The sequence below is a fragment of the Stenotrophomonas pictorum JCM 9942 genome, assembly GCF_001431585.1.
Lineage (GTDB): Bacteria > Pseudomonadota > Gammaproteobacteria > Xanthomonadales > Xanthomonadaceae > Stenotrophomonas > Stenotrophomonas pictorum.
Genome location: NZ_LLXS01000018.1, coordinates 1 through 12,520, shown reverse-complemented (window position 1 = coordinate 12,520; position 12,520 = coordinate 1). Strand labels below are relative to the sequence as shown.

Annotated in this window: 8 protein-coding genes and 1 riboswitch; of the genes, 3 read left to right on the top strand and 5 right to left on the bottom strand. The window is 62.5% G+C overall.

Annotated elements, in window-relative coordinates:
• Positions 1 to 122 precede the first annotated feature (122 nt).
• Positions 123 to 854: an AraC family transcriptional regulator gene (locus tag ARC78_RS07445; protein ID WP_057506015.1), complete on the top strand. Its 732-nt coding sequence runs from the start codon at positions 123 to 125 to the stop codon at positions 852 to 854.
• Positions 855 to 942: 88 nt separating this feature from the next.
• On the opposite strand, the gene ARC78_RS07440 is transcribed toward ARC78_RS07445, so the two are convergent.
• The 3 genes from ARC78_RS07440 to gcvP all read right to left on the bottom strand — a co-directional run bounded on the left by ARC78_RS07440 (position 943) and on the right by gcvP (position 6,491).
• Entirely contained in the window at positions 943 to 1,848 is a 906-nt protein-coding gene (locus tag ARC78_RS07440) for a hypothetical protein (RefSeq protein WP_145974294.1), read from the bottom strand.
• 14 nt (positions 1,849 to 1,862) lie between these two features.
• Positions 1,863 to 3,350, bottom strand: coding sequence for an XVIPCD domain-containing protein (locus ARC78_RS07435; RefSeq protein WP_054657890.1), 1,488 nt, complete (start codon positions 3,348 to 3,350; stop codon positions 1,863 to 1,865).
• Between the two features lie 222 nt (positions 3,351 to 3,572).
• Positions 3,573 to 6,491 carry an aminomethyl-transferring glycine dehydrogenase gene (gcvP, locus tag ARC78_RS07430; protein ID WP_054657892.1) on the bottom strand — a complete coding sequence of 973 codons (2,919 nt, stop codon included), beginning with the start codon at positions 6,489 to 6,491 and terminating at the stop codon, positions 3,573 to 3,575.
• Between the two features lie 110 nt (positions 6,492 to 6,601).
• Positions 6,602 to 6,708: riboswitch (glycine riboswitch) on the bottom strand.
• A gap of 327 nt (positions 6,709 to 7,035) precedes the next feature.
• Here gcvP and ARC78_RS07425 point away from each other — a divergent pair.
• Positions 7,036 to 8,256, top strand: a complete 1,221-nt coding sequence (locus ARC78_RS07425) for a multidrug effflux MFS transporter (RefSeq protein WP_054657898.1) — start codon at positions 7,036 to 7,038, stop codon at positions 8,254 to 8,256.
• Between the two features lie 78 nt (positions 8,257 to 8,334).
• Positions 8,335 to 8,751: a hypothetical protein gene (locus ARC78_RS07420; protein WP_054657894.1), complete on the top strand. Its 417-nt coding sequence runs from the start codon at positions 8,335 to 8,337 to the stop codon at positions 8,749 to 8,751.
• A gap of 1,119 nt (positions 8,752 to 9,870) precedes the next feature.
• On the opposite strand, the gene ARC78_RS16580 is transcribed toward ARC78_RS07420, so the two are convergent.
• Positions 9,871 to 11,112 (bottom strand): HEPN domain-containing protein, encoded by a 1,242-nt coding sequence (locus ARC78_RS16580; RefSeq protein WP_145974293.1) that lies wholly within the window; start codon positions 11,110 to 11,112, stop codon positions 9,871 to 9,873.
• Between the two features lie 303 nt (positions 11,113 to 11,415).
• The coding region (locus ARC78_RS07415) for a M2 family metallopeptidase (RefSeq protein WP_145974292.1) at positions 11,416 to 12,520 on the bottom strand (1,105 nt) is incomplete at its 5' end.

Below are 12,520 nucleotides of genomic sequence, written 5' to 3'. Positions count from 1 at the left end.
GCCGCTCGCGGACTTGTCCGGATCTGGCGGCAACCGTGGCTGGCAGGTGCCCAAGGACAGGAGAGGCGCAGCCCCGGGCTGGCTAGAATGGCCGCCATCCTGCTTGCCTGCCGATTGATCCGATGCGTATCGACCCTGCTGAAATTGAAGCGCTGTTCGACGCGATTCCCAGCGTGCTGTTCTTCGCCAAGGACACCCAGGGCCGCTATACCCACGTCAACATGACGATGATGCAGCGGCTGGGAATGAAGTCGCGCAGCGAGGTGATCGGCAAGCGCGCCGACGAGGTGTATCCGGCCGGGATGAGCGAGGCCTATGTCGAGCAGGATGCACGGGTGCTGGGCGGCGAGGTCATCGAGAACGTGATGGAGCTGCAACTGCTGGCCAACCGCCAGCCGGGCTGGTGCCTAACCTGCAAGCGGCCGATCATCGAGCACGGAAAGGTCGTCGGGCTGATCGGCATATCCCGCGATCTTGGCCAGCGCGGTGGGCTGGAATCCCAGTACGAGCCGTTGCGGCTGGCGCTGGAATACCTCAGTACGCACTACGCCGAGAACGTGCGCATGCAGACCCTGCTGGATATCACCGGATTCTCGCTGTCCAAGCTGGAGCGCTCGTTCCGCAAAGTGTTCCAGATGACGCCGCAGCAGGTGCTCACCCGCCTGCGCATCCAGATCGCATTGCACCTGCTGCACGGCAAGGACAGCGTCGCCAGCATTGGCCAGGCGTGCGGCTTCAGCGACCAGAGCGCCTTCACCCGCAAATTCAAGGCCGAAGTCGGCATGGCGCCGCGGCAGTACCGGGCGTTGATCGCCGAGCGGGCGCAGGCCGCAGAAGCGGACGCCGGGGACTGAAATATTCAGGCGGGAAGGCTGCGAGCGGGTGGCCAGGTGCTGGCAGTCACCCTCTAATCCAGATGTGTGCATGCAACGCAAGTGCAACTCATGGCTTTGTTACAAAGCGATCATCCTCGAGACAGGATGGTAGCTCCGATGGACAGGGCCACAAGGCAGCGGGCACGGTAGCGCGGGTTTCAAAATGATCGCCGTTCCACAGCAGGAAGCCGGCATGGGCCAGATAACCGCCGTCGAAGGTGTGCGCGTCTTCGGGCAAGGGGTTGTCGGGATCGGACTCGACGATCCAGCGTGCCACTGGCACGGTGTCCAAGCGGGAATCATCGAGGAACGGCCCGCCTGCGCTTAATTGTTCGTAGCGTTTCAGCGTTTTTTCTCCCAGCACTTGCTGCGGTGGCGTCAGTTGTGTGGTGACGTCTTCGATGGGTTGTCCGGCGACCTTGATGTAGGCGCGCAGGCCGCTGCCTACCCACTTCTGGCGGAAGTCGGTGCAGGTGGACTGGGCATTGTTCTCGAGTGAGCGGATTGGACTGCGCTTCAATAATTCGCAGCCGATCTGCGTCTGTATCAAGTAGCCGGTAATGGCCGGGTTATCCGATTCGAAGGTGCGAATCCACATGGATGAGCCAACTGGCGCGACCATGCTGATGCGGCGATCGTGTCGTCCGGTAACACGAGGAATCACAATCATGCCGCCGATGGCTTGCTGCACCGTGTATTGCCACACATCCGGCGTGGCGAGGAAATCGGTGGGCGGCAGGGACAGTGCGAAGTTGGCGATGTCCTCCGGTAATTCTTTGAGGTCGATGTGTGTTTCGGGCATGGATATGTCCAGAGAGGTCATGCCATACAAGGGAGGCGTGCTGGAGGGAGAAATGGCCACTGCGACCGAAGTAGTGGTTTCCTTGGCATGGGGTGTTTTCATGCCGGAAGGGGAGGCGTAACCGCCCGATGAAAACAGCAGGGAAGGGATACCGGCAATGTGGTAGAACACTATCCTTTTCATGGTCAATGTCCCCTGACATGCGATGTGTGAGTTTGCTGGGGCTGCTCAATAGAGAGTGAGGGTTGCGTGGCCTGTTCCTGCAGTCGTCGCAGACCGGTGTCGATGGAGGTCGCGACCAGCTCGGCTGCCGAAACTGGTATCCGTTCCGCCGCAGGGTCATTAACGCGGCCCTGAATCAGAAACATCGTTTCGCCTGCGGCGCGGCTGGCGGTGGCGTTGCTGGTCACGATCTGGTCCACGCGGGTGATACCTCTGGCCTTGGCTTCGAGCAACAAACCCAGGCCATGGGCTTCGGCACGTTCGGCATGAAGGCCACCCAGCGCGTGCAGATGGGTCTCGATCTGCCGCAGCAGCGCATGGTCGGGATGGTGCTGCAGTCTTGGGTCGTTGGCTGGGCTCAGGGGCGTACGGGTATCGATATCTCCCTCCAAGGCTTGCACTGGTGCCACCGACGTCAAAACATATTGCCAGCGGGTTTGTCCGGGCGTGCCGCGCACGGTAGCGACGAAGGCGTCGTACTCGTCATTGCGGATGGTCTGGCAGCCGGCGGAATCGGTGTTGTACAGGCCACCCCGGTGAAACTTGAATGTGTTGTTGAGGGAATGCACGCCCTGAACATCACGGGAATCGAACCAGCCATCGCCGTTGCTGTCACGCTCCACACGATTGGCTCCGGCTACTATTGCCGCTGGGCTGGGCCGTAAGGAAAATTCATCGGGGAAGCGCCTGCGCGGGTGTGTGGTGGCCAACATCTCGGTGGTCCCCTCAGCCAAGCGCCCGAGATCGCGCACCTGATCTGCGTTGACATCGTTCCCTTCGATCTTGCGATGGATCACGTTTTCATAGCCGGCGGAGGTCGGCAGACGTGGTGCCTGACGGCGTGTATCGGAATAGATCCGGTTACCGTCGCTGCCGGCGTGATGGTCGTATTGCGCTGTCGGTTCGGTGGTTGCCTTGTGGAACTCGCGGGCGTGGCGACTCCCATTCGCACCAGTCCACAGCACCACGATGCGATCGTCGTAAACTCCGTTGCCCTGCGAGTTGGGGGCACCAGCAAGTGATGTGCCTTGTGTGGTGCGGTTTTCCTGACGCAATCCAAGAATTACCCTGTCCTGCCTCGTCAATGCTGCGCGCGCCGCTTCATTGCCGCGGGTGCCAATGATGCTGGCATAGACATCATGTAGTTGCGTTTGCGTCAGGCTTTTGGTCTCCTCCGGTTCCCGAAATCGGGGCGGAAGCCGCGCGTGCGCCATGCGCTCCAGCAGTGGCTGCAGGAGCACGGTATCTGCGGAGGGAATACCGCCTGGCTGGCGCAAAGCGGCAAGTTGCGTTTCCGCGCGAACCGCCACGTAGCGATCCATTGCTTCCTGGATTACCGGTGGCTGCTCTTGGCGCAATGCTTCCAGGTGGGCAGCGGCATCGCGGGCACGGCCTTGCTGCAGCAGCGTGACGACTTCATCGGCTGACGTGGTGATATCGAACTCTGGCATGTCCGTGTCCTTGAGTCGGATGGGCGGATCAGGATCCTTCGCGTGCTGTTATGCCATGGAGTCACGGGCGGTTTCTGTAGGGAAAGTCCCCGTTTCCGTGTCTTCACTGGCCGGTGGTCATGCTCCCGCGCAGGCAGTTCGGCAGGCGGAAATCTCCATCCTGGAACAAAAAAACCCCGCCGAAGCGGGGTTTTGTTTTACTCAGCTGGTCAGCCGGTCGAATCAGGCTTCGACTTCATCCTTGTACGCATCCACCGGGATGCAGGCGCACATGATGTTCTTGTCGCCATAGACGTTGTCCACGCGTGCCACTGGCGGCCAGTACTTCTGCAGCTTGAGCGAGGGCAGCGGGAAGGCGGCCAGTTCGCGCGGGTAGGCGTGGGCCCACTCGCTGGCCGACACCTGGGTGGCGGTGTGCGGGGCGTGCTTGAGCGGGTTGTCCTCGCGGTCCAGTTTGCCGTCTTCGATGGCCTGGATTTCCTCGCGGATCTGGATCATCGCGTCGATGAAACGGTCCAGCTCGTGCTGCGATTCGCTTTCGGTCGGCTCCACCATCAGCGTGCCGGCGACCGGGAAGCTCAGGGTCGGGGCGTGGAAGCCGAAGTCGATCAGGCGCTTGGCCACGTCCTCGGCGCCGATGCCGGTGGCCTTCTCCAGCGGACGCACATCCAGGATGCACTCGTGCGCCACCAGGCCGTTGCGGCCGGTGTACAGCGTCTTGTAGTGCGGGGCCAGACGGGTGGCGATGTAGTTGGCGTTGAGCAGCGCCACCTGGGTCGCCTTGCGCAGGCCGGCGGTGCCCATCAGGGTGATGTACATCCAGCTGATCGGCAGGATCGAGGCGCTGCCGAAGCTGGCCGCGCTGACCATGCCGACCGGGCCGTTGTCACCGAGCTTGCCCGGCAGGAACGGGGCCAGATGCGACTTCACCGCACACGGACCCACGCCCGGGCCGCCGCCGCCGTGCGGAATGCAGAAGGTCTTGTGCAGGTTCAGGTGCGACACGTCCGAGCCCCACTTGCCGGGCTTGGCCACGCCGACCAGGGCGTTCATGTTGGCGCCGTCGGTGTACACCTGGCCGCCGTGCTGGTGGATGATCTCGCAGATCTCCACCACCTCCTCCTCGAACACGCCGTGCGTGGAGGGGTAGGTGATCATCAGCGCGGCCAGACGGTCGCTGTACTTCTCGGCGTTGCGGCGGATGTCCTCGACATCGACGTTGCCGTTGCCATCGGTCTTGGTCACGACCACGGTCATGCCGCACATCTGCGCCGAGGCCGGGTTGGTGCCGTGCGCCGAATCCGGGATCAGGCAGATGTCACGATGGCCTTCGCCGCGCGAGCGGTGATAGGCGCGGATCGCCAGCAGGCCGGCGTACTCGCCCTGCGCGCCGGAGTTCGGCTGCAGGCTCACCGCGTCATAGCCGGTGCATTCCACCAGCATCGCTTCCAGCCCGTCGATCAGTTCCTTGTAGCCCTGCGCCTGATCGGCTGGGGCCAGCGGATGGATGTTGGCGAACTCCGGCCAGGTGATCGGGATCATCTCGGCGGTGGCGTTGAGCTTCATCGTGCAGCTGCCCAGCGGGATCATCGTGCGATCCATCGCCAGATCCTTGTCGGCCAGCGAGCGCAGGTAGCGCAGCATCTCGTGCTCGCTGTGGTGCGTGTTGAACACCGGGTGGGTCATGAACGCGGACTGGCGCAGCAGTGCCTTCGGCAGTGCATCGGCGGTGCTGGCATCCAGTGCTTCCACGGTCGCTCCCGGCATCCTGCCTCCCGCGACACTCGCGCTGTCCTGCGCATCGTCCACGATATTGGCGCCGAACAGCTGGCCCAGCGCCACGATGTCGGCGCGGGTGGCGGTCTCGTCCAGGCTGATGCCGACCGAGCCGGCATCGATCACGCGCACGTTGTAGCCGGCGGCCACGGCCTTGGCCTGCAGCGCGGCGGCGTCCACGCCGGTGATGTGCAGGGTGTCGAAGAAATCATTGCCCACGGCCACGCCGGCATTGCGCAGCGCGGCGGCGAGGATCGCGGCCAGGCGGTGGGTGCGGCGGGCGATGCGGGTCAGCCCTTCCGGACCGTGGTAGACGGCGTACATCGAGGCCATCACCGCCAGCAGCACCTGTGCGGTGCAGATGTTGGAGGTGGCCTTCTCGCGGCGGATGTGCTGCTCGCGGGTCTGCAGGGTCAAGCGGTAGGCCGGATTGCCGGCCGCATCGACCGACACGCCGATCAGGCGGCCCGGCATCGAGCGCTTGTAGGCGTCACGGCAGGCCATGAACGCCGCGTGCGGGCCGCCGAAACCGAACGGCACGCCGAAACGCTGGCTGTTGCCAACCACGATATCCGCGCCCCATTCGCCCGGGGCGGCGATCAGGGTCAGCGCCAGCAGGTCGGTGGCCACCGCCACCAGGCCCTGGCGCGCATGCACGGCCTCGGCCAGCGCCTTGTGGTCGCCGATATGGCCGAAGGTGTCCGGGTACTGCAGCAGCACGCCGAACGCATCGGCGGTCATCGCCTCGGCCGGGGTGCCGACCTGCAGCGCGATGCCCATCGGCTCGGCGCGGGTGCGCAGCAGTTCCAGCGTCTGCGGGTGCACCGCGTCATGCACGAAGAACAGGTTGGACTTGGACTTGGCCGAACGCTTGGCCAGGGTCATCGCTTCAGCCGCGGCGGTGGCTTCGTCCAGCAGCGAGGCGTTGGCGATCTCCATGCCCGTCAGGTCGGCGCACAGGGTCTGGAAGTTGATCAGCGCTTCCATGCGGCCCTGCGAGATTTCCGCCTGGTACGGGGTGTAGGCGGTGTACCAGGCCGGGTTTTCCAGGATGTTGCGCAGGATCACGTTCGGCGTGTGGGTGCCGTAATAGCCCTGGCCGATGAAGCTGCGCAGCACGGTGTTCTTGCGGGCGATGGCGCGGATCTTGGCCAGCGCTTCCACTTCGGTCAGCGACTCGGGCAGCGCCAGCGGCGCCGGCGACTTGATCGAGCCCGGCACGATGGCGTCGGTCAGCGCTTCAAGCGAGTCGTGGCCGACCACGCGCAGCATCTGCGCGATTTCGGCATCGTTGGGGCCGATGTGGCGCTCGACGAAGGCGGAGGAATGTTCGAGGTCGCGCAACGAAGGGGTGTTCTGGGTCATGGCTGACGTCCGGAGAAGGCGTGCGGGCAAAGGCGGGGTGGGCAAGGCCCGCACCGGCAGACCACAGCGCCGCGCAAACGGCGCCACAGCCGGCAAGCCGGTGGCGTGTCTTGCGCCCCTCTGTCCTTTTGCCTGAGAGTTTGGAAGCGCCGCGACGAGGATCGTGTGCTTCTTGCCCCTTCGGCGCCGGTAACCCGGTCTCTCCAGAGTTTTGTTGCAGGTGGTATCGGGCCTGAGCGATTACGGGCTTTTGCGCCTTCGGCAGCGGGGTGAGCCGCTTCTCCCACCGTGTTACGTACAGCGCGCCGATTATAGCCCGGGGCAGACCCGCGCACCGGCTTGGATTACCATCGGCATCCCGGTGTTTGGGGCCGCGCCCCGTGCCCGGCGGTCTTGAAGGCTTGATCTCGCTGAACGATGCGGAACCAGACCGATACCCTGAGTCCGTCATGGCCGTGTCGCATCGCCCGCGCCCGGTCCTGTTCATCCCCGTTTTTGTCCCGCACCGGTCGCCGGCCGGTGCGTTTTCCGGTTGTTGGAATCCATGCAAGCAAGCAAGCAGGTCTCGCTGCGCCGTATCGCCGTGCTGGTCGGCGGACTGTCGATGTTCGGTCCGTTCGCGATCGACGCGGTGTTCCCCGCCTTTCCCCACATCGGCGCCGAGCTCGGTGCCGACAAGCTGGCCATGCAGCAGGTCATCAGCGTCTATCTGCTGGCCTACGCGTTGATGAGCCTGCTGCACGGCGCGCTGTCCGATGCGCTGGGCCGCAAGCGGGTCATCCTGGGCGGGCTGGCGGTGTTCATCGGCGCCTCCATCGGCTGCGCGCTGGCCACCGACATGGCCACGCTGCTGCTGTTCCGTGGCCTGCAGGGGCTGTCGGCCGGCGTGGGCTACATCATCGGCCGCGCGGTGATCCGCGACCTGTACGACGGCGACGACGCCCAGCGGCTGATGAGCCAGGTGTCGATGATCTTCTCCATCGCCCCGGCCATCGCCCCGATCATCGGCGGCTGGCTGCTGGGCTGGAGCAGCTGGCAGGGCATCTTCTGGTTTCTGGTGGCGTTCTCCAGCGCGCTGCTGCTGATCACGATGATCTGGCTGCCGGAAACCCATCCGCCGCACGCGCGCCTGTCGCTGCACCCGGCACGGCTGCTGCGCGATTACCTGGGCATCGCCCGCAATCCGCGTTTCCTGCGGCTGGCCGCCGCCGGCTCGCTCGGCTTCGGCGGCCTGTTCCTGTACATCGCCTCGGCGCCGGCTTTCGTGCTGGACCTGCTGCACCTTAACGAGCGCCAGTTCGCCTGGCTGTTCATTCCCACCATCGGCGGCATGGCGCTGGGCGCCTACGCCTCCGGGCGCGCGGCCGGCCGCATGGATGGCGTCCGTGCGGTACGTATCGGCTATGGCTGCATTGCCGTGGCCACCCTGTACAACATCGGCTACAACGCGCTGGCCCCGCAGATGAGCGTGCCGTGGGCGGTGCTGTCGCTGCCGCTGACCTCCTTCGGCGTGGCGCTGATCTTCCCGATCCTGAGCCTGGCGATCCTGGACATGTACCCGCGCCAGCGCGGCACCGCCTCCTCGATGCAGGCCTTCAGCACCCTGCTGACCAACTCCGTCATCGCCGGTGTGCTGTCGCCGCTGCTCAGCCGCAGCGGGCTGTGGCTGGCCATCGGCGCCGGGCTGTTCGCCGTCGCCAGCGGTATCGCCTGGAAATGGGAACGCCGCAGCCTGCGCGCGCAGCGTGCGGCCACACATTCCTGAGGCGCCACCGCCTCGTCATCCCGATAAGGGACAATAGCCGCGCCGCCATCACCGGCGGCCGTTCAAGAGCACACACCGATGTCGATCCAATCCAAGGGCCGCCGCGAGGCGAAGAAGAAGCTGGCCGAGCGCGAGCGCAACCAGGCCGCGGCCAATCCCGAACCCAAGGCGAAAGTCGAGCCGCATGCCGAATTGCGCGACCAGCACCGCACGCTGCTGGCCGGCATCGTCCGCCGCGACGGCGAATGGGTGCTGGGCATGGACGGCAAGATCGCCGGCGAGACCCCCAGCGCCGCGCGCGTGCTGGCGCTGATCATGCGTGCGGCCGAATGGCACGAGAACAACAACACCCCCGTGCGCCTGATGTATTCGGATGCGCTGAAGGACGCCGCCCACGCCGAGGCCGCGGAGCAGGGCATCGACTTCGACACCTACAAGCGCAACCTCGCCGCCGAGCTGGGCGCAGGCGCCAAGGGCACCGCCGGCACGCATTGAGCGGCCATCGGCCCAGCGCGTGAATCACAAGGGCGTCGCGAGGCGCCCTTGTCGTATGGGTGGCAGGGCGGGCCGTGAATCATGCAAACGGCGCCGGAAGCCGGGGCAGCATCACTCCGCTGCCCGTGAGTTCTCCCGAACAGCAAAAAGCCTTAACGGAGTAGCTCGGAAACTATCCGGAATAGCAAAAAGCCTTAATTGTTCAGCTCCGAGCTTCTCCGGAGTAGCAAAAAGCCTTAACGGACCAGCAAAAAGCCTCATCGGAATAGTTCGGCGTCTGATCGGCGCCGGAGCTGGTGGACAACCCCGCCCAGACACCCCGCCAGCCGAGTAGCCCGGGTAAGGCCATCGGCCGCACCCGGGGGCACACCGCAAGGCAGGCATCGAACAAGTCCCGGGTGCGCGTTGCTTACCCGGGCTACTCGCTGCACCTCCACCAGGCGCCGGGTTGCCGGTGGCTACGGGTCGGGGAGTGACCAACCGGAATGTCCGGCGGAGGGACGGAGGGTCGTAGGCTGGGTTGGCTCCATCAACCCAGCATCGCAATGCACGTCAAAGGCGCTGGGTTGTTAGGGCTAACCCAGCCTACGGTACTCGGCCGACCGAGCAAAGCGCTCCGCGTGCCGGGCAGAAAGCTCGGGACTCCGAGCAGATTGCTCCACCGCCCGGGCAAAAAGCTCGGTGCTCCGGGCTCGGGAGCTCGGCGGCCCGAGCAAAACGCTCCGTGCGCCGGGCAGAAAGCTCGGGGCTTCCGAGCAAATTGCTCCGTCATCCGGGTAGAAAGCCCGGCGTTCCGGGCTCAGGAGCTCGGCGGTCCGAGCAAAATGCTCCGCGCGCCGAGCAAAAGGCCCGGTAATCCGAGCAAATTGCTCCTTTGATCGAGCAAAAAGCCCGGCGTTCCGGGCTCAGGTACTCGGTCGTCCGAGCAAACAGCTCCGTGCGCCGAGCAGAAAGCTCGGGACTCCGAGCAATTTGCTCCGTCGTCCGAGCAAAAAGCCCCGCGCTCAGAGCTCAGGAGCCCGGTAGGCTGGGTTGGCTCCATCAACCCAGCATCGCAAAACAAAACAAAGGCGCTGGGTTGGTGGGACTAACCCAGCCTACGGTCCTTGGTCAATTTGGTTATGTCTCAATTGGGGATGTGAACCTTTTTGCTTTCGTTAGAAGTTTTATGCGGCTAACGATGGCTCCATGATCATTAGGTAGGTCAAGGTAGTCATGTGCCTCAGAAAGCGATCTGAAGTAGTTTCCGTTATTTATTAGGAAAAAGACAAGTGAGCGGAAGAATGTCTGGAGATGGAAGCAGTTTGTGCGCGCCTCAATCTGTTCTTTTGAAGTGTGGACGACTGAGTTTCTGAATTCACGCAAATGCTCAAGAATTTGTTGTTGGTATTCGTGATCAGTGAATAGGAATGAACAGCGTTTCACGAGAAGATCATAGTTGGCTTGATAGGGCGTGACGAGTGACTCCAGTGATGTCCATAGTCGCAGGAAGGCAGAGCTCGGGTCTGGCTCATCCAGTGCTCGTGCATAGGATACGATTGAGTCGCAGATTGGATTTTTATATTTAGTGCGCGAGAGGCGGTTGAGGATTATTCTGGTGTGGCGGCCGTACTGGGAGTCAGGTTTTGGTTTGAAAATTCTTACGGGTGAATAGTTATGTTCAAACCAATTCATTGTTGAAGCGCTCTCGCCGCTTTTCTTGTGGAGTGTGTGGCAGTTGCCAAGTCTTATCGAATTGATAGGTCCGCGCCCTGAGCTAAATAAAGAAACCTGCATGTACGGATTGACGAACATGCACCAAAGCCCTCTTAGTAGATCGATTTCATAAAGGCCACGGTTTGCGGCTTCAGCTTCGCTCTTGGCTAACACTTCAATCGATATTGGTGTATACGAGCTGGGCTCTTCGATTGAATTCTCTATTCTCTTGTTTTTATCCAGGATTTCTTTGTGGCTTGCGAATTTTTTCGGTAGTCCAGAGTGATGGAATCGAATTTTGTTTGAAATAACTTTGATGGACTCGGTGCGTGTCAATGATGGTGTCGAAATAGATGTAACTAATACATATTTCTCACTTTTTTTTGACAGAGAGGTGGTGAGTGAGTTGTTTATGGCTTGAATGAATGAGGCTGGCGTAATTTCAGGTTTGGCATTTGAGAGGGCGGTCCATATGAGGTTGGTCTTGTCAAATGGCTCACATACGGCAGGGAAATCTAGCATTGAGTGCAGTACGCCAATATGCTGTTGCAACTCCAATCCGGAGAAAGACGCTCCTCCCTTATCGTTGATGGTTCTTTTCTCAGCGATTCTCTGCAGGATCGGTGTTGGTTTGAATCTGTTAGTTTTTTTCCAGGAGATTGGCATGAAAGCTAACACTCATTGGGCCGCACAATCGCGGGATAGCGCCGATCATGGCCGACTTGAATGTTGCTGGCAATCCTCGAGACTTTCCTTGTGTTTCATTGGATTGAAAGATCTGTAGATAGCGGGCGCGTGTTTTGTGCCTGTTTTTATGCGGCAAAAAAGACGGCGTAACGATTACACCCTTCAGTTCGCCAGCCTAACCAGACTGCGGTGCAGTCGGTGCGCTCGATATAGCCGGAGGACTTCGCACAAAAACAAAAGGCGCCATAAAGGCGCCCTTTGTCTTCAATCCACCCGCAAGTTTTATTTCGCAGCGGTAGCCTGGGTTGCCGGTGCGCTGGCCGCGGGCGCCTGCGCGGTCCAGCCGCACATCTGGCCTTCGTTCTGCTGCTTGAGCCATTCCTGCAGCGGGGCGAAGTATTCCAGCATCGGGCCGGCGTCGAGTTTCTCTTCGCCGGTGAGTTCCTTCAGGGTGGCCTGCCACGGCTGGCTGGCGCCCTTGCTCAGCATCGCCCAGAACTTCTGGCCGGCTTCCTTGTTGCCGTAGAAACTGCACTCGTTGAGCGGGCCGGTATAACCGGAGGCATCGCACAGGCCCTTGTAGAACTGGTACTGCAGGATGCGCGCCAGGAAGTAACGCAGGTACGGGGTATTGCCCGGCACGTGGTACTTGGCGCCGGCGTCGAAGAACTCCTCGCCGCGGGCGGTGGCCGGGGCCACGCCCTGGTACTGGGCCTTGAGCTCCCACCATTTCTGGTTGTACTGGTCCGGCTTGATCGAGCCGTCGAACACGCCCCAGCGCCAGCGGTCGATCATCAGCCCGAACGGCAGGAACGACACGCCGCTCATGGCCATGCGCATCTGCGCGTTGATGGTGGCTTCGCGGCTTTCCTGCTGCGCACCGACCAGACCGATGGAGTTGAGGTACTTGGGCGTCATCGCCAGCACGATGGTGTCGCCGATGGCTTCATGGAAGCCGTCGTTGGCCCCGCCCTGGAACAGCGGCGGCAGCGGGTTGTAAGCCAGGTCGTAATAGATGTGGCCCAGCTCGTGGTAGATGGTGGTGAAGTTCTCTTCGGTCGGGGTGATGCACATCTTGGTGCGCACGTCCGGGCCGATGTCCTTGCCGTCGCCGCCCATGTTCATGTCCCAGGCGCTGGCGTGGCAGACCACGTTGCGGTCCAGCGGCTTGATGAACTGGGTGTTGGCCCAGTAGCTCTCCGGCAGCTTGGGCATGCCGAGGGACACGTAGAAGTCCTGCGCGCGCTCGGTCATCTGCCGGGCGGTGGCCAGTTCGGCCTCACGCTGGGCCTTGAAACGGCTTGCCGGATCGCTGCCGCCGGCCTTGGCCAGCGCCGCGCTCAGGTTGCCCTGGTACTGCTTTTCCAGCGCGGCGGTGATGTCCAGA

Bases quoted from the DNA above. Each gene is read 5' to 3' on its own strand.
- ARC78_RS07445 (WP_057506015.1), top strand. From the start codon at position 123: ATGCGTATCGACCCTGCTGAAATTGAAGCGCTGTTCGACGCGATTCCC.
- ARC78_RS07435 (WP_054657890.1), bottom strand. From the start codon at position 3,350: ATGCCAGAGTTCGATATCACCACGTCAGCCGATGAAGTCGTCACGCTG.
- gcvP (WP_054657892.1), bottom strand. From the start codon at position 6,491: ATGACCCAGAACACCCCTTCGTTGCGCGACCTCGAACATTCCTCCGCC.
- ARC78_RS07425 (WP_054657898.1), top strand. From the start codon at position 7,036: ATGCAAGCAAGCAAGCAGGTCTCGCTGCGCCGTATCGCCGTGCTGGTC.
- ARC78_RS07420 (WP_054657894.1), top strand. From the start codon at position 8,335: ATGTCGATCCAATCCAAGGGCCGCCGCGAGGCGAAGAAGAAGCTGGCC.
- ARC78_RS16580 (WP_145974293.1), bottom strand. From the start codon at position 11,112: ATGCCAATCTCCTGGAAAAAAACTAACAGATTCAAACCAACACCGATC.